Source organism: Pseudomonas sp. LB3P93 (genome assembly GCF_054898025.1).
Window position 1 is genome coordinate 803,183 of sequence record NZ_CM142713.1, and the last position, 21,621, is coordinate 824,803.

The 21,621-nt window shown below is 61.0% G+C and carries 18 protein-coding genes; 16 read left to right on the forward strand and 2 right to left on the reverse strand.

The window, feature by feature from the left end:
• Nucleotides 1–75 precede the first annotated feature (75 nt).
• The 3 genes from ACYZT8_RS03445 to ACYZT8_RS03455 are packed head-to-tail and all read left to right on the forward strand — an operon-like array spanning nucleotide 76 to nucleotide 2,425.
• Nucleotides 76–651, forward strand: coding sequence for a YfiR family protein (locus ACYZT8_RS03445; protein ID WP_461979255.1), 576 nt, complete (start codon nucleotides 76–78; stop codon nucleotides 649–651).
• Nucleotides 648–1,919 carry a diguanylate cyclase domain-containing protein gene (locus ACYZT8_RS03450; protein ID WP_461979257.1) on the forward strand — a complete coding sequence of 424 codons (1,272 nt, stop codon included), beginning with the start codon at nucleotides 648–650 and terminating at the stop codon, nucleotides 1,917–1,919. The genes ACYZT8_RS03445 and ACYZT8_RS03450 overlap by 4 nt, the downstream gene beginning before the upstream one ends.
• Before the next feature lie 53 nt (nucleotides 1,920–1,972).
• Nucleotides 1,973–2,425, forward strand: coding sequence for an OmpA family protein (locus ACYZT8_RS03455; protein WP_461982360.1), 453 nt, complete (start codon nucleotides 1,973–1,975; stop codon nucleotides 2,423–2,425).
• On the opposite strand, the gene ACYZT8_RS03460 is transcribed toward ACYZT8_RS03455, so the two are convergent.
• Nucleotides 2,422–3,369 (reverse strand): LysR family transcriptional regulator, encoded by a 948-nt coding sequence (locus tag ACYZT8_RS03460; protein WP_109627838.1) that lies wholly within the window; start codon nucleotides 3,367–3,369, stop codon nucleotides 2,422–2,424. The two genes, ACYZT8_RS03455 and ACYZT8_RS03460, sit on opposite strands and share 4 nt — an antisense overlap.
• A gap of 149 nt (nucleotides 3,370–3,518) precedes the next feature.
• Here ACYZT8_RS03460 and ACYZT8_RS03465 point away from each other — a divergent pair, with 149 nt between their 5' ends.
• Nucleotides 3,519–5,045 (forward strand): CoA-acylating methylmalonate-semialdehyde dehydrogenase, encoded by a 1,527-nt coding sequence (locus tag ACYZT8_RS03465; RefSeq protein ID WP_461957110.1) that lies wholly within the window; start codon nucleotides 3,519–3,521, stop codon nucleotides 5,043–5,045.
• A 10-nt stretch (nucleotides 5,046–5,055) separates the two neighbouring features.
• A complete protein-coding gene (gene mmsB, locus ACYZT8_RS03470) occupies nucleotides 5,056–5,943 on the forward strand; it encodes a 3-hydroxyisobutyrate dehydrogenase (RefSeq protein WP_461979260.1) in 888 nt (295 codons plus the stop codon).
• A gap of 47 nt (nucleotides 5,944–5,990) precedes the next feature.
• On the opposite strand, the gene ACYZT8_RS03475 is transcribed toward mmsB, so the two are convergent.
• Entirely contained in the window at nucleotides 5,991–6,335 is a 345-nt protein-coding gene (locus tag ACYZT8_RS03475; RefSeq protein WP_007946320.1) for a cupin domain-containing protein, read from the reverse strand.
• 531 nt (nucleotides 6,336–6,866) lie between these two features.
• Here ACYZT8_RS03475 and ACYZT8_RS03480 point away from each other — a divergent pair.
• The 11 genes from ACYZT8_RS03480 to ACYZT8_RS03530 all read left to right on the forward strand — a co-directional run bounded on the left by ACYZT8_RS03480 (nucleotide 6,867) and on the right by ACYZT8_RS03530 (nucleotide 21,566).
• Nucleotides 6,867–7,436, forward strand: a complete 570-nt coding sequence (locus ACYZT8_RS03480; RefSeq protein WP_461979262.1) for an acyl carrier protein — start codon at nucleotides 6,867–6,869, stop codon at nucleotides 7,434–7,436.
• Between the two features lie 8 nt (nucleotides 7,437–7,444).
• Nucleotides 7,445–8,719: a beta-ketoacyl-[acyl-carrier-protein] synthase family protein gene (locus ACYZT8_RS03485; RefSeq protein ID WP_461979264.1), complete on the forward strand. Its 1,275-nt coding sequence runs from the start codon at nucleotides 7,445–7,447 to the stop codon at nucleotides 8,717–8,719.
• A gap of 1 nt (nucleotide 8,720) precedes the next feature.
• Complete coding sequence (locus ACYZT8_RS03490; RefSeq protein WP_461979266.1) at nucleotides 8,721–9,779, forward strand: beta-ketoacyl synthase; 1,059 nt, start codon at nucleotides 8,721–8,723, stop codon at nucleotides 9,777–9,779.
• Nucleotides 9,776–11,071 (forward strand): beta-ketoacyl-[acyl-carrier-protein] synthase family protein, encoded by a 1,296-nt coding sequence (locus ACYZT8_RS03495; RefSeq protein WP_461979268.1) that lies wholly within the window; start codon nucleotides 9,776–9,778, stop codon nucleotides 11,069–11,071. Before ACYZT8_RS03490 ends, ACYZT8_RS03495 begins: the two co-directional genes overlap by 4 nt.
• Nucleotides 11,068–12,285 carry a beta-ketoacyl synthase N-terminal-like domain-containing protein gene (locus tag ACYZT8_RS03500; protein ID WP_461979270.1) on the forward strand — a complete coding sequence of 406 codons (1,218 nt, stop codon included), beginning with the start codon at nucleotides 11,068–11,070 and terminating at the stop codon, nucleotides 12,283–12,285. Before ACYZT8_RS03495 ends, ACYZT8_RS03500 begins: the two co-directional genes overlap by 4 nt.
• A gap of 46 nt (nucleotides 12,286–12,331) precedes the next feature.
• Nucleotides 12,332–15,202, forward strand: coding sequence for an aminotransferase class III-fold pyridoxal phosphate-dependent enzyme (locus tag ACYZT8_RS03505; protein WP_461979272.1), 2,871 nt, complete (start codon nucleotides 12,332–12,334; stop codon nucleotides 15,200–15,202).
• Nucleotides 15,203–15,211: 9 nt separating this feature from the next.
• Complete coding sequence (locus ACYZT8_RS03510) at nucleotides 15,212–15,949, forward strand: 3-oxoacyl-ACP reductase family protein (protein ID WP_461979274.1); 738 nt, start codon at nucleotides 15,212–15,214, stop codon at nucleotides 15,947–15,949.
• On the forward strand, nucleotides 15,946–16,710 hold the full coding sequence (locus ACYZT8_RS03515; protein ID WP_461979276.1) for an SDR family NAD(P)-dependent oxidoreductase: 765 nt from the start codon (nucleotides 15,946–15,948) through the stop codon (nucleotides 16,708–16,710). Before ACYZT8_RS03510 ends, ACYZT8_RS03515 begins: the two co-directional genes overlap by 4 nt.
• A 2-nt stretch (nucleotides 16,711–16,712) precedes the next feature.
• On the forward strand, nucleotides 16,713–18,011 hold the full coding sequence (locus ACYZT8_RS03520; RefSeq protein ID WP_461979278.1) for a DUF1302 domain-containing protein: 1,299 nt from the start codon (nucleotides 16,713–16,715) through the stop codon (nucleotides 18,009–18,011).
• 69 nt (nucleotides 18,012–18,080) lie between these two features.
• The gene (locus ACYZT8_RS03525) at nucleotides 18,081–18,917 is read left to right on the forward strand and encodes an outer membrane lipoprotein-sorting protein (protein WP_461979280.1); all 837 of its coding nucleotides are present in this window, start codon (nucleotides 18,081–18,083) and stop codon (nucleotides 18,915–18,917) included.
• A 33-nt stretch (nucleotides 18,918–18,950) separates the two neighbouring features.
• Nucleotides 18,951–21,566: an efflux RND transporter permease subunit gene (locus tag ACYZT8_RS03530; RefSeq protein WP_461979282.1), complete on the forward strand. Its 2,616-nt coding sequence runs from the start codon at nucleotides 18,951–18,953 to the stop codon at nucleotides 21,564–21,566.
• Nucleotides 21,567–21,621 lie beyond the last annotated feature (55 nt).

A 21,621-nucleotide genomic window follows, 5' to 3' on the forward strand; every position in this document is an offset into this window, starting at 1 on the left:
TGCGCAACCTCGCTGGGGTTTAAACGCTATGTTATCGTTGCGGCATCATTTCGTAATATCGAAGAGAATCCCTGCATGAAGGTGGCTGTCTGGACGACAGGGTGTGTCGTTGGCCGCAAGCAAGTGCTGCTCGCGGGACTTCTCTGCATGCTGACCGGTGTTGTGTTTGCTCAATCGCAAACCCCGGTGAGCATGGCCGACCAGCGAGCCAAATCGGTCACTCAGGTCGTCCTCGGGATTCTCAGTTACGCGCGTTGGCCTGTTGAGCCTGCGCAACTGCGCCTGTGCGTGGTCGGCCCCACCGAATACACCGACGACCTGGTCAAGGGCACGACCCAGGCCACCGGCCGGCCCGTCACCGTGCGGCGGCTGTTGGCCGACAACCCGTCGATTGTCGGTGAGTGCGATGCGGTGTACATCGGCACATTGACTGGCGACGAGCGCAGCCAACTCTTTGCGTCGCTGACAGGGCGTCCGGTCCTGAGCATCAGCGAAAGCGATGATCAATGCACCGTCGGCAGCCTGTTTTGCCTCAGGGTCACTGATGATCAGGTGTCTTTCGAGGTCAACCTCGACTCCGTCGCCCGCAGCGGTGTGCGCATTCACCCCAGCGTGCTGCAACTGTCCCGCCGCAAGTCGGCGGCGCCATGAGTCTGTTCAAACCGGGTAGTCGCCCAACCTTGCGCTCGGTCATCGGCCGCGGGCACTTGATCGTTGCCCTGGTCGGCGTGGCCATGGCCAGCATCTCGCTGACACTGCTGGGTGTGTTGGCGTTGCGGGTGTATGCCGACCACAACCTGCACTTGATCGCGCGTTCGATCAATTACACGGTGGAAGCCGCTGTGGTGTTCAACGACAAAGTTGCGGCCACTGAGGCCCTGGCATTGATCGCCTCCACCGAAGAAATCGCCGACGCCCAGGTGCTGGACCAAAAAGGCACGTTGCTCGCGCGTTGGCAGCGACCGGAAAGCGGGTTGTTCTCCGATCTGGAATTGCAGATCGCCAAAACCTTTCTGGAAAAACCCATCGACATGCCGATCGTCCATCAAGGGCGGGAAATCGGCAGCATTCAGCTCACCGGTCACGGTGGCAGCCTGATGCGCTTTCTGCTCAGTGGCCTGATAGGCATTATTCTGTGCACGGCCATCAGCGCCTGGGTCGCCCTTTATCTGGCGCGCCGACAACTTCGTGGGATCACGGGGCCTCTGCGCAGTTTGGCCGCCGTAGCCCACGCCGCTCGCAGCGATCGGGCGTTCGACCGTCGTGTACCGCCCGCCGACATTGCCGAACTCGACAATTTCGGCAACGACTTCAATGCCCTGCTCGATGAACTTGAGTCCTGGCAAACCCACCTGCAAAGCGAAAATGAAACCCTGGCGCACAAGGCGAGCCACGACAGCCTCACCGGGTTGCCGAATCGGGCGTTTTTCGAAGGCCGACTTATTCGTGCGCTGCGCAATGCCCAAAAGCTCAATGAGCGCGTGGCCGTGCTGTTTCTCGACAGCGACCGGTTCAAGGAAATCAATGACAGCTACGGTCATGCCGCCGGCGATGCCGTGCTGGTTGCAGTGGCCAGCAGGGTTCGGGCGCAGTTGCGTGAAGAGGATCTGGTGGCGCGTCTGGGCGGCGATGAATTTGCGGTCCTGCTGACGCCACTGCACAAAACCGAGGACGCCGAGCGGATTGCTGACAAGATCCTCGCCAGCATGGAACTGCCGATCCCGCTGCCGGGTAATACCCAGGTCTCGACCTCACTCAGTATCGGCATTGCCGTGTACCCGGATCATGGCGCCACGCCGGGCACGTTGCTCAATGCCGCCGACGCAGCGATGTACCAAGCCAAGCGTCTTTCCCGAGGTGCACAACACACGTCCGGGTCGGAGCACCCGGTCGCCCACGTTCAAATCAGGAGCAAATAGTTGTGTACTCAATCACCCCGCGTTCCCTGCGATTTTTTGCGATCACCTTGTTCATGGCCGTGCTGGCATTGACCGGGTGCCAGACCGCCCCGCAAAAGGGCCTGACCCCGGCGCAAATCGCTGTACTCAAACAGCAAGGTTTTGAGCTGACCGATGAAGGATGGGCGTTTGGTCTATCCGGCAAAGTGCTGTTTGGCAGTGACGACGACAGCCTGAACGCCGCCAGTACCGAGATCGTCCAAAAGATCGGCAAGGCATTGCTCGGTGTAGGCATCGAGCGAGTGCGGGTCGACGGTCACACCGATGCCTCGGGCAAAGAGTCCTACAACGAACAACTCTCCCTGCGTCGCGCGAAAAGCGTCGGCAAGGTCCTGATCACGGTCGGCATGAAAGAAGAAAACATTCAGCTGCGCGGTCTCGGCAGCAGTCAGCCGGTGACATCGAACACCACGGCGGCGGGTCGCACCGAGAACCGCCGAGTATCGATCGTGGTGAGCGCCGACTAGTCGGCGAACAGCATCTCCCGGCTTTCGCCCATCAACAGGCCCTGATTCTGCTCAGTGACGGCGCGGATGTAATCCCACAACAGGGTGATCCGCTTGAGCTTGCGCAGGTCTTCGCGGCAGTACATCCAGAATTGCCGGGTGATGTTGATCTCTTCCGGCAACACCGGCAGCAAGCGCGGGTCCTGAGCCGCCAGGAAACACGGCAGAATCGCCAGCGACCGTCCTTGCTGCGCCGCCACGAATTGCGCGATCACACTGGTGCTGCGCAAGTTGGCGCTGGCACCGGGCAACACGTTCGCCAGGTACAACAGCTCCGAGCTGAACGCCAGGTCGTCGACATAACTGATGAATGAATGCTTGCCCAAGTCTGCCGGGCGGCGGATCGGTGGGTGCTTGTCCAGATAGTCCTGAGTCGCGTAGAGCTGCAATTTGTAGTCACAGAGTTTGCAGCAGACGTACGGGCCATGCTCCGGGCGCTCCAGGGCGATGACGATGTCCGCCTCGCGCTTGGACAGGCTGATGAAATGCGGCAGCGGCAGGATGTCCACCGAGATCGCCGGGTAGGCATCGACGAAATGGCTCAGCTGCGGGGTGATGAAAAAGCTGCCGAAGCCTTCGGTGCAGCCCATGCGCACATGCCCGGACAACGCCACGCCAGAACCTGAAACCTGTTCGCAGGCCATGTGCAGCGTGCTTTCGATCGATTCCGCGTAACCCAGCAAACGCTGACCTTCGGCGGTCAGGACGAAACCGCTGGTCCGGGATTTCTCGAACAGCAAAGTGCCCAATGCCGCTTCCAACGAGCTGATGCGTCGCGACACGGTGGTGTAATCCACCGCCAGGCGCTTGGCTGCAGTGCTGGCCTTGCGGGTGCGGGCGACTTCGAGGAAAAACTTGAGGTCATCCCAGTTCAACGAGCCTAAAGACGTGATGTTTTTTTGCATGATGGACCGGCTTTTATGTGCGTTCTTATTAGAAGTTTGCACATCTATACTCCAAAAACAGTCCGACAACCAATTCGCGACACACGCCTCATCTCAAGGCGACTTATCCGCCTTGGCTCCCTGCATAACAACAAGTCCAGGAGACCAGCATGAACGCATCGCTCACGCCCAACGAAACCACTGTCCAGAACGTCAAGCTGTTGATCGACGGCGAGTGGGTCGAGTCCCAGACCACCGAGTGGCACGACATCGTCAACCCGGCGACCCAGCAAGTGCTGGCCAAGGTTCCGTTCGCCACCGCGCAGGAAGTGGACGCCGCGATCAGCGCCGCCCACCGCGCCTTCCAGACCTGGAAGCTGACGCCGATCGGCGCGCGGATGCGCATCATGCTCAAGCTCCAGGCGTTGATTCGCGAACACTCCAAGCGCATCGCCGTGGTGCTCAGCAACGAACAAGGCAAAACCATCGCCGACGCTGAAGGCGACATTTTCCGTGGCCTGGAAGTGGTCGAACACGCCTGCTCCATCGGCAGCCTGCAAATGGGCGAATTCGCCGAGAACGTCGCTGGCGGCGTCGATACCTACACCCTGCGTCAGCCCATCGGCGTCTGCGCCGGCATTACTCCGTTCAACTTCCCGGCGATGATTCCGCTGTGGATGTTCCCGATGGCCATCGCCTGCGGCAACACCTTCGTACTCAAACCGTCCGAACAGGACCCGATGTCGACCATGCTCCTGGTGGAGCTGGCAATTGAAGCCGGCGTCCCGGCGGGCGTGCTCAACGTGGTTCATGGCGGCAAGGATGTGGTGGACGCGCTCTGCACCCACAAGGACATCAAGGCTGTTTCCTTCGTCGGCTCGACCGCGGTTGGCACTCACGTATACGACTTGGCCGGTAAACACGGCAAACGTGTGCAATCGATGATGGGCGCGAAGAACCACGCTGTGGTGCTGCCGGATGCCAATCGCGTACAAGCACTCAATGCGCTGGTCGGTGCCGGTTTCGGTGCCGCCGGGCAACGCTGCATGGCCACGTCCGTGGTGGTGCTGGTGGGCGCGGCCAAACAATGGCTGCCAGACCTGAAAGCACTGGCGCAGAAACTCACAGTGAATGCTGGCAGCGAGCCGGGCACTGATGTGGGGCCGGTGATATCCAAAAAAGCCAAGGCCCGGATTCTCGATCTGATCGAGAGCGGCATCAAGGAAGGCGCCAAGCTTGAGCTGGATGGTCGCGACGTGACCGTTCCAGGTTTCGAGAAGGGCAACTTTGTCGGCCCGACCCTGTTCTCCGGCGTGACGCCCGAGATGCAGATCTACACCCAGGAAATCTTCGGCCCGGTGCTGGTGGTGCTGGAAGTCGATACCCTCGATGAGGCCATCGCCCTGGTCAACGCCAACCCGTTCGGCAACGGCACGGGCCTGTTCACCCAGAGCGGTGCGGCGGCGCGTAAGTTCCAGACAGAAATCGACGTCGGCCAGGTCGGCATCAACATCCCGATTCCGGTGCCGGTCCCGTTCTTCAGCTTCACCGGTTCGCGCGGCTCCAAACTCGGCGACCTCGGTCCGTATGGCAAGCAAGTGGTGCAGTTCTACACTCAGACCAAGACGGTCACCAGTCGCTGGTTCGATGACGACAGCGTCAACGACGGTGTGAACACCACCATCAACTTGCGTTAAGGAGCCAGGCATGAAAATCGCTTTTATCGGTCTCGGCAACATGGGCGCGCCGATGGCGCGCAACCTGATCAAGGCCGGCCACGCGCTGAGCCTGGTCGACCTGAACAAAACCGTTCTGGCCGAGCTGGAACAACTGGGCGGCAGCATCAGCGCTTCGGCCCGTGAAGCGGCACAAGGTGCAGAACTGGTGATCACCATGCTGCCCGCCGCTGTGCATGTGCGCAGCGTCTGGCTGGGTGAAGATGGCGTACTCGCCGGTATCGGCAAAGGCGTGCCAGCGGTGGATTGCAGCACCATCGATCCGCAGACTGCGCGAGATGTGGCGGCTGCTGCGGCCAAGCAAGGCGTGGCCATGGCCGATGCGCCGGTCTCTGGCGGTACTGGCGGTGCGACGGCCGGGACGCTGACCTTCATGGTCGGCGCCACCCCTGAACTGTTCGCCACCCTGCAGCCAGTGCTGGCGCAGATGGGGCGCAACATCGTTCATTGCGGCGAAGTCGGCACCGGACAAATCGCCAAAATCTGCAACAACCTGCTGCTGGCGATTTCCATGGTCGGCGTGAGTGAAGCCATGGCGCTGGGTGATGCACTCGGCATCGACACTACGGTGCTGGCCGGGATCATCAACAGTTCCACCGGACGTTGCTGGAGTTCGGAGATGTACAACCCGTGGCCGGGCATTGTTGAAACGGCGCCGGCCTCGCGCGGTTATACCGGCGGTTTCGGTGCCGAACTGATGCTCAAGGATCTGGGGCTGGCCACTGAAGCGGCACGTCAGGCGCACCAACCGGTGGTGCTCGGCGCGGTGGCCCAGCAGTTGTATCAGGCGATGAGTCAGCGTGGGGAGGGTGGTAAAGACTTCTCGGCGATCATCAATAGCTATCGCAAACCCCAGTAAGGGGTTTTTCCGGGAACCCGCGTCGGGCGGGTTCCCGGTTTTTTGCATCAGGCAAACACGAAATACTTGCGCACGGTTTCAACCACTTCCCACGTGCCTTTCATCCCCGGCTCAATCACGAAAATATCACCGGCACGCAGGTGGATTGGCTCTTTGCCTTCCGGGGTGATGATGCAGTACCCCTCGCGGAAATCGCAGTATTCCCACTTCACGTATTCCACATACCACTTGCCTGGCGTGCAGATCCAGGTGCCCATGATCTTGCTGCCATCTTCGCTGGTGTAGGCGTTGAGGTTGACAGTGTGCGGGTCTCCTTCGAGTTTTTCCCATTTGCAGGCGTCGAGCACCGGCAGTGGGTGGGTGTCGCGAAGAACGGTAATAGGTGCGGTCATGTGGACTCCGGGCAGTGGGTTCAAGAACTGAAGTCGCACCCTATAGCGCCCCGCACTCGGTCGGTTGTCTGTGCTCGACACTCAGTTACCCAGAAGCGCTGTGCCGGTTTGCCCGGTTCGGCTAGTAATCCCACAAGACGCATTATTTAACGGCTGCGCTGATATAGAACAATGGTTATGAAGTTATAACTATTTTACTTGTCAGGTTTCTATTATTTGTACGTCTGTGCTGTAAGCCAGAAGTTAATACTTTCGGGCCCCTCTCTGTTTAGCCAGCGATACAGTGCGTGCCCCACCATACGCAGCCTTTGTTAAGTAAATAAGTCGACTGGCGCGAGGCTTCGCACCAATCGAGTGCGGTGTGCCGGCCCATTCGGACGCCCGTCTCAAGTTGTTAAAAAACTTTAAAGAGTTCGTTGACTCTCCCCTTAAGGGCAGAGTTTAGATTTCCGCCGCGTGAGAAGTTGCTGTGGGAATAGTTACTTCTCACATACGGAATTCATGAAGCAATCACGATATAGGGAGATAGAGATGAACAATCCATTGGAGTTGGAAAACGTCATTGCCAGCACCCGCGAGATCCTCGCGCAACTGTTGGTGATGAGCGCTGATGATATCGATGAGAACAGCAGCATCGTCGAGGACCTCGGCGCCGATTCGCTGGACATCGTCGACCTGAGCTTTCAACTCGGTCGTCAATATGGCTGCACCTTGCCCAAAACCAGCGTGCTGGATCACGCCGTTGCTGTCTGCGGCGATGCCAGCGAGTTCCTGGCCAGCGGTCGCATCACCGAAAGCGGCAAGGACTTGCTCGAACAGAGCCTGAGCGACTACTCCCCGGATCAGCTCAAGGCCGGCATGCAACCGGCGCAGGTATTTGCTGCCACCACCGTGCGCAATTGGGCGCAGCAGTGCCGCAACCTCTTCAACTACCTGCCGCAAAGCTGCCCCGATTGCGGCGCTCATCAAGCCGTGCTGAACGAACGCCAGCAAGTGGTCTGCGGCGCTTGCAGTGCACGGTTGGTGCCGGCTGACGGCGACGAGGTTTCGCGCCGTCTGGTGGAGCAATTCGTGGCCACTCATGCCCAAGAGACGGTGTAGGAGTTCTCATGCGGACACGAGAAGTCTATGTGACCGGATTCGGTCTGGTGGCGCCCATGGCGCTGGATGCCGCCACGTTGTTCGAGCGGATCTGCCAGAAGCAGTCCTGTGTTCGCGAACATCCACGGTTCAAGGCGTTGGGGTTCAATAATAGCGCCGCCGGGTTTATCGACGACGGCCAGTGGCAGCAGATCGCCGCCGGTTTCGGCGGCAATGCCGCGCTGCATCCTCGGCAGAGTGTGCTGGCCGAATTTGTCGCCCGACAAGCCTTGCAGCACGCAGGCCTGACCCCGGTAGCCTTTGCTCACAGCCGCAGCGGATTGTTCCTTGGGGCCAACAAGTACTGCGCGGACAGTCACGATCTGCATCGCGCCAGTCGCTGCATGGATGAGGCCGGGCGTGTCGATCTGGATCAACTGCTGGATAACCCGGCGCCATCGAGCGCGGTCTTCGGGCGCCGGGTCGATCAGCAGACCCTGCACCTGGCCGAGACGCTCGGTATCCGCGATCACATCTCGACCCACTCCGATGCCTGCGCCGCCGGCACCATGGCAATCGGCAGCGCCTACCGGGCGATCGAGCGCGGCGAAATCGACCTGGCTATTTGCGGTGCCGTCGAACTGATGGCCAACGAGTTGCCGTATTACATGTTCAACAGCCTCGGCGCGCTGTGCCAGGCCGACCTGCCGGCCAGCGAGCAGAGTCGACCGTTCATGCCGGACCGTTGCGGTTTCGTGATCAGCGAGGGCGCGGCCATGGTCATTCTCGAATCCGCCGAACATGCCCAGCGTCGCAAAGCCACCCCGTTGGGGCGAGTGCTGGGCTACGCGAATGTGTGCGAGGCACAAAAAATGACCTCCAGCAGCCGGGATGGCAGCAAATACGAGGAATGCATGGAAGCTGCAATCGAAGACGCCGGGCTGCTCAGCAGCGCCGTGCAACACGTCAACACCCACGGCACGTCCACCCAGGCCAACGACAGCTGCGAGGCCTTGGCCTTGCAGCGGGTGTTCGGCGAGTGCCAGGAACACGTGACGTTCACCGCCAACAAATCGGCCATCGGTCATTCCCTGGCGGGCAGCGGCGCGATTGAAGCGGTGCTGTCGCTGATCAGCCTGCGGGACGGCGTGCTGTTGCCGACCCTGAACTACGATCACGACCGCGCCGAATACCCCTCGCTGAAATTTCTCAGCGAGCCGATGCGCCAGTCGATCAACGTGGTGATGTCCAACTCGTTCGGTTTCGGCGGCGTCAACAGCTCGCTGGTCCTGGGGAGGGCATGACATGAGCATTGCCGTTTACATCCATTCGGCGGCCGTATTGAACGCCGCCGGCAGCGAATGTGCCGACCTGCTCGGGACGCCGCCTTCGCCGCAACCGCTGGCATTCGATGCGACGCGACGGGCTTATTCGCTGCCAGCACCGCGCCTGGTTAGCGATCTGTTCGACCGCAAGATTCAGCGCAGCGTCGAACCCCAAGGCTTGCGTCTGTTGCACTGCGTGGCACGCCTGGCCCCCGCGCTGGCGGCCCTGCAACTGCCGCCGGCACGGATTGCCCTGACGGCGGCCATTCCTGAGGTCGACGCGCCAAGCCCTTGCTGGGACGCGGTGCAAGCGATTGGCGAGCAACCGCAAAAACCTCTGGCGCAACTGTTGGCCAACACACCGCCGTTGCATGCCTTGACGCTGCTCAACAGCAGCGTGATGGCCTACGTGGCCGAAGCGTTGCAATGCCACGGGCCGATGGGCGGGTTCTGTTCCCAGGACAACGCCGGGCTCGATGCCCTGATCGAAGCCTGCCAGCAAATTGTCGAGCAACGCGCCGACGCCGCGCTGGTGGTCAGCAGCAGTCCAAACCTGACGCCGGCGCTGTATCTGCGTGAACCCCATCCGGCAAACGAGGCGATTTTTGGTGAAGGTGCGGCCGCGCTGCTGCTCGGCTCGGCACCTGCGCCCGACACCCCGAACGCCTTGCGCATCGCCGGTTTCGGCCGGGGTTACAGCGCTGATCCGCAACGTGGTGCAGCGGTTGCCCGGCGGGTCATCGCCCAGGCGTTGAGCCTGGAAAAACTGTGCCTCGGTGACGTCGAGCAGATCGTCGCCAACCCCGAGGATGCGCAATTGATGAGCCTGTTTGCCGAACACCCACGGGACGTTCGCAGCGCCCGGGCCATGACCGGCGATCTTGGCGCCAGCGCCTTGCTGACCGAGATCGCGCTGGCCTTGCACCACACCCAAAACGCCTCGGCGACACCGGGCTACACGCTGTTTGTCAGCCATAGCCGCGCCGGACATTGGGGCGCCTTGCTGCTGGCCAGTGAAACCATGGAGAAGCACACATGAGTGCGACACGGATTGTGATTACCGGCATGGGCGCCGTTACCGGGTTTGGTTTCGAATGGCAGACCCTCTGGGAAAAAATGCTCGGCGCCGAACACTGTGTACGTCCGTGGCAGCCCGACGGGGTGGACGACGGCACGTTCCCGGTGCGCTACGCCGCGGCCGTGGATATGACCCTGTTGCCCGAGGCCTTGAAAGACCATCCGGCCTGGACCGTTGACCTGGAAAAACGCAGCCGCTTTGGCTGGGTGGCCGCCACCCAAGCGGTGAAAGACAGCGGACTCGCGCCTGAGCAGCTGCGTGAAGCCGCCGTGCTCTGCGCCTCGGGCGCGCCCCAACACATGCTGGCCGACATGCTGTTGACCCAGGCACCGGATGGCCACGCCCCGGGCTGGCAGCACCTGATGCCCCATGCCGGGCAGGTCAATGCCGAGGGCTCGTTGCGCCAGAGCAATGATCGACTGGCGCGGGTGATTGCCGATGGACTGGGCTGCGAAGGGCCAGTCATCAATATCAGCAGCGCGTGCGCCGGAGCCTCCCAGGCCATCGGCAATGCCTTCCAGATGATTCGTCGCGGTGAAGTGAACGTGGCGATTGCCGGTGGCGCCGATTCGGTGCTGAACCTCGACACCATGGCCGCGCTGTACCTGCTCGGCGCGGCATCGAGCGAACAGCGCTGGGGCGTCGATGTGTGCCGGCCGTTCGACCGTGATCGCAGTGGCCTGATTGCCGGCGAGGGCGGTGGTTTCGTGGTGCTGGAAAGCCTTGAACACGCACTGGCGCGAGGGGCGACGCCCTATGCTGAAGTGCTCGGCTTTGGCAGCAGCCTGGACGCCTACAAAGTCACCGCCCCGCAACCGGAAGGCCGGGGCGCGGCGCTGGCGATGCAAGCTGCGCTGGACGACGCCGGTCTGCGTGCGCAACAAATCGATCTGATCAACGCCCACGGTACTTCGACGCCGCTCAATGACGTCGCGGAAACCCTGGCGATCAAAAATGTGTTTGCCGAGCACAAGCACTACCGGTCCCTGGCCGTCAGCGCCAACAAGTCGCAGTTCGGGCATTTGATTGCCGCCGCTGGCGCACCCGAATGCATGGTCACGGCGCTGGCGTGCCTCAACGATCTGGTCACGCCGACCGTGAACTTGCATGACGTCGATGAGCAGTGCGACCTGGATTATTGCGCCGGGCAAGCGGTCAGCCGCCGAGTGGATTTTGCCTTGAGCAACTCCTTCGGTTTTGGCGGCCTCAACACCTCGCTGGCCCTTGGTAAATATCGGGAGCACGGACAATGACTGGCGCTACTGTGCGCGTTGCCATCGCCGGCAGCGGTTGCGTATTACCCAGCGGCTGGGGCGTGCAACGCTTCTGGTCGGCGGCCAGTGAAGCGCGCAGCGGCATCGCTTTGCTGCAGTCGAAATTGTTTCACAGCGAGCGCGTGACGGCCTTCGGGCATGTCAGTGATGAAGACCATCAAACCAGTCGCCAGGACGTGGCCCAGAACCTCCAGCGTTACTGCCCGCCGGCCGTGATCTGGGGTGTCAGCGCGGTGCGCCAGGCCTTGGCTGAAGCGGGGCTTGAACCGGGCAATGACGGTCTGCGTTATGGCCTCTATTGCTGTCAGGGCGGTTACACCCATCCGTCGTTGGCGGCCTATGGCGAGTTGCTCCACGAGTGCCGCGATGAGTCCGGCGCCGACATGCGGCGCCTCGCTCGACGGGTGTTGCAGGAGCGCGCACTCGACCCGTTCCTGGTGCTCAAAAGTCTGAGCAACGGCTTGCTCGGGATTGTCAGCCTGGCGCTGAAACTGGAGTGCGAATGCAACGCTTACATGCAAGGCGTGGCCGGCAATCTGGCGGCATTGCGCGAGGCGTGCGCGGCGTTGCAAAGCGGTCGTATCGATGCGGCGATTGTGGTCGGCGCCGGCAGTGAACTCGATCCGCTGGCGCTGGCCGCTCTGGCCGAGGCTGGCGTGATCAGCACCGACGGCTCTCAAACCCTGCGTGCATTCGATCGCCAAGGCACAGGCGGGATTGCCGGCGAAGGGGCGGCGGCGTTGATTTTGCGCCGGGCCGACGATCTAGGGGGTGGACCGCAGACCTGCCTGGCGGGTCTCTCCGCCCATCCGCGCCTGGGGTCGTTGAACCTGCCGGACAAGCAAGTCGATCTGCTGGTCAGCAGCGCCAGCGGCGATCCGCACAAGGACGCCGACCTGGCCCGCACGCTGGCCCGCACCGGTGCCACCCACATCACCAGTGGCGTGCCGGTGACCGGCATTCTATGCGGTGCGCCGAGCCTGGTTGATCTGATCCTGGCCCGCAACGCACTGCATGCCCAGCGTGTGCCGCCGATCATCGGGCTGCAGCAATCGGTGGATCCGTACCTGCCGTTTGTGGTCGGCGAGGGACGGAGCGCGGTGCTGCGTGACTGCCTGATCATCAACCGCGACGACAACGGTTTCAGCGCCTGTTACCAACTCGATTATCAGGCGGCCCACGAGCCGTTTTGAGCACATTGAATCGCTTCTATTTTTCTAATCAAGGGATATGACTGTCATGGATTACCGCGATTACGTACGACCAAAATTCGTTGAGCTGATGCAGGCCCTGGGCCTGGAATGCCAGTTCCATCGGGCGTTGGGCAGCAAGCTGTTCTACCGCGACAAACAGGGCGCCGAGGTGACCGTCACCGATTTTCTCGGCGGTTACGGCGCTGCGTTGTATGGCCACAATGACCCGCAGTTCGTCGATCAACTCTGCGGCCTGTTGCGCGCCGATGTGCCGTTCAATGCGCAGATGTCCGTGCGTGGCGCGGCCGGTATGTTGGGGCGCGAACTCAGCGAGGCGTTCAACCGTGAGCTGAACAACAGCGAGCGTTACATTTCGACTTTCTCCAACAGTGGCGCCGAGTCGGTGGAGATCGCCGTCAAGCACGCTGAATACCGCCGCCAGAAAACCTTGCAGAAGCAATTCGACGAACGGGATTTCGCCCTGGCCAACCTGACCGCCAGCGACAAGGCCTACGTCGAACTGGACGTCGACGACCTCGATCTGCCCGCCGGGTTGCTGCCGGATAATCTGTCTTACGTGACCGTTCGCCAAGTGGTGGAAGCGGTGCGTCAACACAACCTTGCGCAGTTGCATGTCGAGCCGGTATTCGTCGCCCTTCGCGGCAGCTTCCACGGCAAATTGGTGAACACCGTCCAGCTGACTTACGGCAAACAGTACCGCCAGCCATTCGCCCGATTTGGTCTCAACGTCGAGTTCATCGACCCGCAACAACCCCAACAACTCCAGGATTTGCCGGCCCGTCACACACGGCATTGGCTGAGCCTGGAGTGGAGCGGCGAGACCTTGCAGGTGCGCCGTGAAGCTTTCAGTGCGATCACTGCGGTGTTGCTGGAGCCGATCCAGGGCGAGGGCGGCATCAACGAGTTCGCCAGCGAGTTCTACCTGGGCCTGCGTCGCCTGTGCAACGAGCAGCAATGCCCGCTGATCATCGACGAAGTGCAATCGGGTTTCGGCCGCACCGGCACTTTGCTCGGCGCCAGCCATTTCAACTTGCAGGGCGATTACTACTGCCTGTCCAAAGCGTTGGGCGGTGGCCTGATGAAAATTGCCGCGACGGTCATCCGCGCCAGCCACTACGAAAACGACTTCAGCTACATCCACAGTTCGACCTTCGCCGAAGACGATGCCTCGTGCCATATCGCCCTGTCGGCGCTGCGCCGCTTGTTCGAGAACGACAGCGCGATGCTCAAGGATGTGAACAAGAAAGGCGAGTACCTCAAGTCCTCGTTGCTTGAACTCAAAGCCGCGTACCCGGACGTGATCGCCGATGTGCGCGGTCGCGGGTTGTTGCTGGGGTTCGAACTGCACGACCTGACCGGCACCAGTTCACTGGTCCAGGCGTCGGCGCAGTACAACGATGCGCTGGGTTACATCATCGCCGGCTACCTGCTGCAATTCGAATCGCTGCGGGTCGCGCCGTCGGGTAGCAACGCCAACGTGATTCGCCTGGAGCCGCCGGTGTGCATCACCTTCGAGGAAATCGACGGTTTGATCGGCTCGTTGCAAAAGGTCTGCGACATGCTGCGTCGCCGCGATGCCTTCCCGCTGGCGGCCGGGGTGTGCGCCGACAGTATCCGCGAAGTGCCGGCACGCGAGGTGAGCTTCAAGGAACCTGAAAATCTCCCAAAGCCTGATGAGAGCGTTCGCGTGGTGGCGCGCGTGGCGTTCATCAATCACCTGATCGATTCGGACATGCTCAGTGATGTCGATCCGTCGCTGTCCACCCTCAGCGCCGAACAGAAACGCGAGTTCATCAAACGCATGGCCCCGGAGCGGCGTGCCGCGCCAATCGGCCCAGTGCTGATTCGCTCGAAACTCGGCACCGCCGTGGAGTTCACCCTGTACCCGTTGTGCATGGACTCCGATGCCATGGCCGCGTACATCGCCAGTGGCGACCTGGAGACCATTCGTGATGAAGTCGGCAATCGCATCCGCGATGCCCGTGCCGATGGCTACAGCGTGGCCGGCCTGGGTATGTACACCTCGATCGTCACCAACAACTGTCAGGCGCTGAAGATCCCCGACATGGCACTGACCTCGGGCAACGCGCTGACCATCGGCATGGGCCTGGAAGCGATCGAGCAGGGCTGCAAGCAGCAAGGCCTGGAACTGAGCCAACAGACCGCTGCGGTGGTTGGTGCGGCGGGCAACATTGCCTCGACTTACGCCTCGCTGCTGTCCACCAGTGTCGAACACCTGATCCTTATCGGCAGCGGTCGCGACGGCTCCCTGCGGCGTCTGGAGAAGACCGCACAGCTGATTTACGCCGAGGCCGCCCGCGCGATTCTCAAGGGTGTCGCCGAGCACGACCGCCTCGCCAGCCGCTTGCAGAAACTCGACGGCATTGACGCATTGTTGCAGGCCCACGGTGCCGGCGCCGACCTCGGTCAGCGGGTTCAGCACCTGGTCGAAGAGCACTTGGGTGCGAATGCGTTCATCACCGTCAGCAATGACCTTGATGTGCTGAAGCAGGCGCGCATTGTGCTCTGTGCAGCGAACGCGCCCCAGCCGTTTCTCGGTGCCGGACATTTCGCCGAAAACAGCGTGATCTGCGACATCGCGGTGCCACTGAACGTCGATCAGAACCTCACCAGCCAACGGCCCGACGTGCTGTACATGCACGGCGGGATTGTCCAGACCCCGATGGGCGATGGCCTGGTCCGCAACGTGCGCGCCTACCTCAAGGAAGGTCAGTTGTATGCCTGCATGGCGGAGTCGGTGTTGATGGGTTTGTCCGGGATGAAACAGCACTACTCCTACGGCGATATCAGCCGCGAGCAGGTGCAGCAGATTCGTGCCCTGGCCGCGACCCATGGTTTCAGCCTCGCGCAGTTCAAGACTGACAACTCACTCTAAGGAACGGTCATGCCGAATAAAGTAGCAGTGGTGACCGGTGGCAGTCGTGGCATCGGCCGGGCGATCGTCCTGGCCCTGGCTGGCGCGGGCTATCAGATTGCATTCAGTTATGTGCGCGACGAAGTGGCCGCTATGTCGTTGCGTGATGAGGTGCAGACATTGGGCCTCGAGTGTCTGGCACTGCAATGCGATGTCAGCAGCGGCGACAGCATCAAGAGCTTTTTCGAGCGAGTCGACCAGCATTTTCAGCGCGTCGATCTGCTGGTCAACAACGCCGGCATCACCCGTGACGGGTTGCTGGCGACGATGCCGAGCCGCGACATCATCGAGGTGATCCAGACCAACCTGATCGGCACCTTGCTCTGCTGTCAGCAGGTGGTGCCGTCCATGATGCGCCAGCGCAGCGGTTGCATCGTCAACATCAGTTCGGTGGCTGCGCAGAAACCCGGCAAGGGTCAAAGCAACTATGCCGCGGCCAAGGGTGGTGTCGAAGCGCTGACCCGTGCCCTGGCGGTGGAGTTGGCGCCGCGCAACATTCGGGTGAATGCGGTGGCCCCGGGCATCGTCAACACGGAAATGAGCACGGCACTGATTGGCAGTCAGGAACAGGAAATCCAGTCGCGCTTGCTGATCAAGCGTTACGCCGAACCCCATGAAATCGCCGAGGCGGTGCTGTACATCGCCGATCGCGGTTTGTACCTGACGGGTGAGGTCCTGCCGGTCAATGGCGGGTTGAAAATGCCATGAGCCGGACCATTCTGATTACCGGTGCCGCCAAGGGCATCGGCCGGGCGGTGGCGGAGAATTTTGCCGCCGACGCAGGGCACCGCTTGATCCTGCTGGACCTGGATTTGCCGGAACTGCAACGCTGGGTCGACGAGCAGCAAGGGCAGATCAAGGCCCGGGTCGAAACCCATGCGGCCAACATTGCCGACCTGCCGAGCATGGAAGCGTTCTTCAAGAGGCTGGCCAAACAAGTGGATTACGTCGATGTGCTGGTCAACAGCGCCGGCATCTGCAACGAGAATGAACCGGAAGATTTGCACAACTGGCACAAGGTGATTTCGGTCAACCTCAACGGTACGTTCTACGTCACGGCGTTGTGCCTGCCGTTGATGCCGGATCGCGGGCGGATCATCAACATGTCGTCGATCCTCGGCCGCGCGGGCAAGGTCCGCAACACCGCGTACTGCGCTTCCAAGCACGGCATCGTCGGTATGACCAAGGCTCTGGCGATGGACCTGGCGCCACGGTTGATCACCGTCAACGCGATTCTGCCCGCGTGGATCGATACGCCAATGCTGCAAGGTGAACTGGCGGCGCAAGCGGCCATTGCCGGGCTGACTCAGGAACAGATCCTGCGCAACGCCAAGAAGAAACTGCCGATGCGGCGCTTCATTCAAAGTGAAGAAGTCGCGGCAATGGTGCGTTACCTGGCCAGCCCCGAAGCGGGCGGGGTCACCGCCCAGAGCCTGGTGATCGACGGCGGTGTCGGGTTGGGAATGTAACCATGCACGGATCACACATCTGCCGCACCACGTGGGCGGTTTTGGCGTGCATGGCCGCACAGCCGGCGCTGGCTGAATTGACGGTCGATGACCTCAAGCCGGATTACGCCGACGCCGAAGTCGGCGTGGCCACCGCATTGCGCTTGCACGCTGACGACCAGGTCACCCAGAAAGCCGTGTATTTCAAGGCCAACCTGGAAGACAACTGGGACGGCGGTTACTACAAGGCCAAGGGGCGAGTGCGTTACGACGCCCGTTACGACGGCAACAATCCGTACAGCGAACGGGCGCGGGACAAATACCGCTTCGACGCCGACTGGCGGCATTTGTACTGGGGCCAGTCGGTGGGCGACGGCGAGGTGACCATCGGTTGGCAGCAAGTGGTCTGGGGCCGTGCCGATGAGTTGCGGGTGCTCGATCAGGTCAACCCGGTGGACTATCGCGATGGCCTGACTCCGCTACTGGAAGACAGCCGGATCGCGGTGCCCATGGTGCGATTTGCGCAACCGGTGGGCGAGTGGGAACTGGAGGCATTGTGGGTCACCGACTTTGTGAAAAACCAGCCACCGGTGTCGGGCAGCGAGTTCGACGCGCCGCTGTTTGCCGTGCCGGACCCGCAGTACTTTCTGCTGGATTCCAAGCCCGGCTACGACGGTGACAAGGGCTACTCGTATGGCCTGAGCGCCAACGGCCGGATCGGTTCGGTGGACACCAGTTTCGTCGCACTGAACGCCCGCCAGAAAGACCCGGTGTACGCCGTCGAAGGCCTGGCCGATGACGGTCGCACTCGGCTGGAGCGCCAGTTTCCCCGTTACACCATGGGCGGCGCAGGGCTGGCGATTGACGCCGGTCACAGCATCGTGGTGCGCAGCGAAATTGCCTGGTTCGACAACTGGCGGGTAACCAACCCGACCCGCGCCAACGGCGCCGACAGCACCTCGATGGTCAAGTCGTTGCTGGGTGTCGATTACCTGCTACGCGACTGGCTGATTTCCCTGCAATGGCAGGAGCAGCAACTGCTCGACTGGCAGGAGGGCATGCTGCAGGACAAGCGCGAGCACCTGTTCACCCTGTCGGCCGAAGGCACCCATTGGCAGGACCGACTCAAGAGCCGGCTGGTGGTCGCCGCTTCGCCACCGTTTAACGACGATGCGCTGTTGCAAGGCATCTTCACCTACAAACCGGTGGACTGGATCAAGCTCGGGCTGGAAGTGGATGTGTTCTTCGGCAAGCCCGACAAACCCTTCGGCGAGTACGAAAACCGCGATCAAGTGCGGCTGTCCGCCGGTTACCTGTTTTAACCCCATGACGCCTGCGTGCCCCTGGCGCTTTGGCTCGACCGTACTTATCTGACGAAAAGGGAAGTTCCCATGTTGCCGCTATTCAAAAGTCTGACCGTTGCCGCGCTAATCCTGAGCGGCGCCTGCGCCACCGCCGCCGACGGCAAGAATGCCGACGAAATCATCCGCCAGGTGCGTGATCGCAATGACGGTAAAAGCTTCATGTCCCAGGTGTCGTTGATCCTCCACGACAAGAAGGGCAATACCCGGGTTCGCGAGTTCACCTACTTGCAAAAGGATTACCCGGACAGCGACAAATTCAGCATGTATTTCTCCGCCCCCACCGACGTGCGCGACGTGGCCTTTCATATCGAAAACCCCCACGAAACCCTCGGCCTGGAAGACAGCCAGTGGATGTACTTGCCGGTCAGCCGTCAGACGCGGCGGATTTCCACCACCGACAAGCGCGGTTCGTTCATGGGCAGTGAGTACTCCTATGCCGACCTGGACAAGGTCCGGGTCAAGGATTACACCCAGACGCTGATCGGCGAAGAGCAGATCAAGGGCCGCGACTGCTACGTGATCGAGCGTGAGCCCGCATCGCCCGAGGTGCTGGCCAAGACCGGCTACAACAAACTGAAAGTGTGGATCGACAAGCAGAATTTCCTGGTCATGCGTCAGGACTTCTTCGACGTCAAAGGCGTACTGGTCAAGCAGATGCGTACACAGAAGGTCGACACCATCGACTCGATCGACAGCATCGTGCTGAGCGAAACCGAACACTTCATCGATGGCACGCGTTCAGAGATGCGCTTCAACCATCTGCAATACAACGTGCAACTGGAAGACCGTTTGTTCACCCAGACCGCGATCAAGCGCGGGCTGAAAACCGGCGACGTGCCGGACTTTGCCGTGTCTGCCCGCTAAGCGCCGACCCTGACGACTCTGGAACGCATGCTCATGGAAAGATACCTGAACTTCGTCGAGCGCTATGCGCGGGCGATCGTTTTCCTGCTGGTGGCGGTCACGGCGTATTTCACCTATACGCTGGGCGCGCTGATCTCCGACACCAACCCTTATCTGCTCAAGGAAACTCATCCGGCGCGCAAGACCATCATCGATCTGCAAAGCGAGTTCACCGGCACGTTCGACTCGGTGATGGTGGCGCTGAACAACCCGCAGACGGTGTTCAACAAGCCGACCCTCAACGCACTGTTTTCGATGTCGCAATCGGTGCGCAAGATGATCCTGGCCAACGACGCCGACAAGGAGCAGTTGGCGCAAATCGTCGCCAGGTATCCGGATGACAGCCGTGCGCAGTTGTTGGCGCGGGACATTCTGGAGAACGGTTTTTCTCAGAACGACTACGGCCAGGCCAAGGCCCTGCGTGATTACGCCCAAAGCCAGAACTGGGATGCACATGATCAGCTGTTCCTGAGCTTTCTCGCCGAGCGAATCAACCCGATCCGCGAGATGGCGTCCATGGGCGACCTGGAAAACATCGTACTGACCGGCGATGGCGAGTTGCTGATCCACAAGACCCTCAACGCCTACGACATGGACCCGGCGCTGGTCGAGTCGCAGATCATGGGCAATGAGCTGATGGTCGACGGGGTGGTCTCCAAGGACAAGAAAGTCGCGATGCTGGTGGCCGAGTTGGGCACCAAGCAAGACGATGCCCAGGCGCAACTGCGCGCCTACCAGATTGTGCGTGGCATCGTCGCGGACTATCAGGCGGCGCACCCCGAGTTCAAGGACGAGATATTCATCGCCGGCATGCCGATCTTCATCGCGGCCCAGCAGGAGATCATCGACCATGACCTGGCGGTGCTGTTTCCGATTGTCTTTCTGCTGATCACCCTGCTGTTGATTTTCTTTTTCCGCAAACCGCTGGGCGTGCTGTTGCCGCTGTTCAATATTCTGTTCTGCACCATCTGGACGCTCGGCCTGATGGCTCTGTTGCGGGTGCCTTTCGACTTGCTGACCAGCGTACTGCCGGTGTTTCTGTTCACCATTTGCTGTTCGGATGCGATCCATGTGATGGCCGAGTATTACGAGCAGAAAAACGCCGGTAAAAGTAACCGCGAAGCCAATCGCGAGACGCAACGGCTGATGGTGGTGCCGGTGGTGTTGACGACGGTGACTACCATTGCCACCTTCATGATTTCCACCACCAACAACATTGTCAGCATCCGCAATTTCGGCGTGTTCATGTCCATCGGCCTGACGGCTGCGCTGATCATTTCGCTGTTGCTGATTCCGGCCTGGATCTCGATCTGGGGCAAGGATCAAACCCCGAAAACCCTGGCCGCGGTGCACAAGGAATCGATCATCTCGCGCTATCTGGTGGCGTTTTGTGCGCGACTGATTCAGTGGCGCAAACCGATCCTGATGGTGACCCTGCCGTTACTGGCCCTGATGACGGTGTTCACCTTCCGTGTCGATATCGAAGACTCGGGCATCGCCTACTTCAAGCCCGAGAGTCATATCCGCGTATCGGACCAATTCATCAACCAGGCCAAGGTCGCGGGCACGGCACCGGGCTGGATCGCCATCGACAGCAAAGAGCCGCGGGGCGTGCTGACCACGGAGGTGGTGCAGTTCATCGACAAGCTCGACCACTTCATCAAGCAGCAACCGCATGTCAGTTACGGCTATTCCCTGGCCACCTACGTCAAGCGCATGAACCTGGTGCTCAACGACATGAACCCCGACTACTTGCGCGTGCCCCAGGCGCTGGAGCAGGTGACGTCGGTCAATGACGAGGGACAGGTCGAGCGGTTCGAGGTGCCGGGTAATTCGCTGATCGAGCAACACGTGATGCTGTTCGAGAACGGTGGCGGTTCGGACCTCAACAACGTGCTCAACGCCGACTATTCCAAGGCGCTGACGCTGTACACCATGACGTCATCGGTGGCCAGCGACTACCAGGGCATGCTGGATCGGCTCGATGCCTGGTTGCTGGTGAACAAACCGGCCAACCTCGAAGTGACGCACGCCGGCACGCCGTTGATCTGGACCGGTGTGTTGCAGGAAATCACCCAGGGTCAGGTCCTGAGTTTTTCCCTGGCATTGGTGGTGGTCACGCTGATGATGATGTATTGGCTCAAGTCGGTACGGTTGGGCGTTCTCGGCATGCTCACCTTGTTGACCACTTCGGTGACGGTCTATGGCTTCATGTTCCTGTTCGGCATCGAGCTGAACATCGGCACGACGCTGGTGACGTTCCTGGTGGTCGGCGTGGTCGATTACGCGGTGCACTTGCTGTCACGGATCAAACTGCTGGTGGAGCAAGGGATTCATATCGATGCAGCCATTTTGCAGGCGATGCACAGCGTCGGCCGTTCGACTGTGGTCAACGTGGTGATTTTCTCCGTGGGCTTCATGGCGCTGCTGTTTTCCGACTTCAAGCCGATTGTCGATCTGGGCGCGCTGGTCGCGATGGCGCTGTTTTCCAGCGGTGTCATGACCATTCTGCTGGTGACGCTGGTGTCGCCGTGGTTCTTCGCGGCGATTGTTCCGGTCGCGCCGGTGCCGGGACAAGATCGATCCGTGGGAAAACCCGCCTTGAGCTGACTTGACGACCGGCACCGCAGGCGCCCAGGTGGCCTGCGAGCCGGTTTATCCAGCG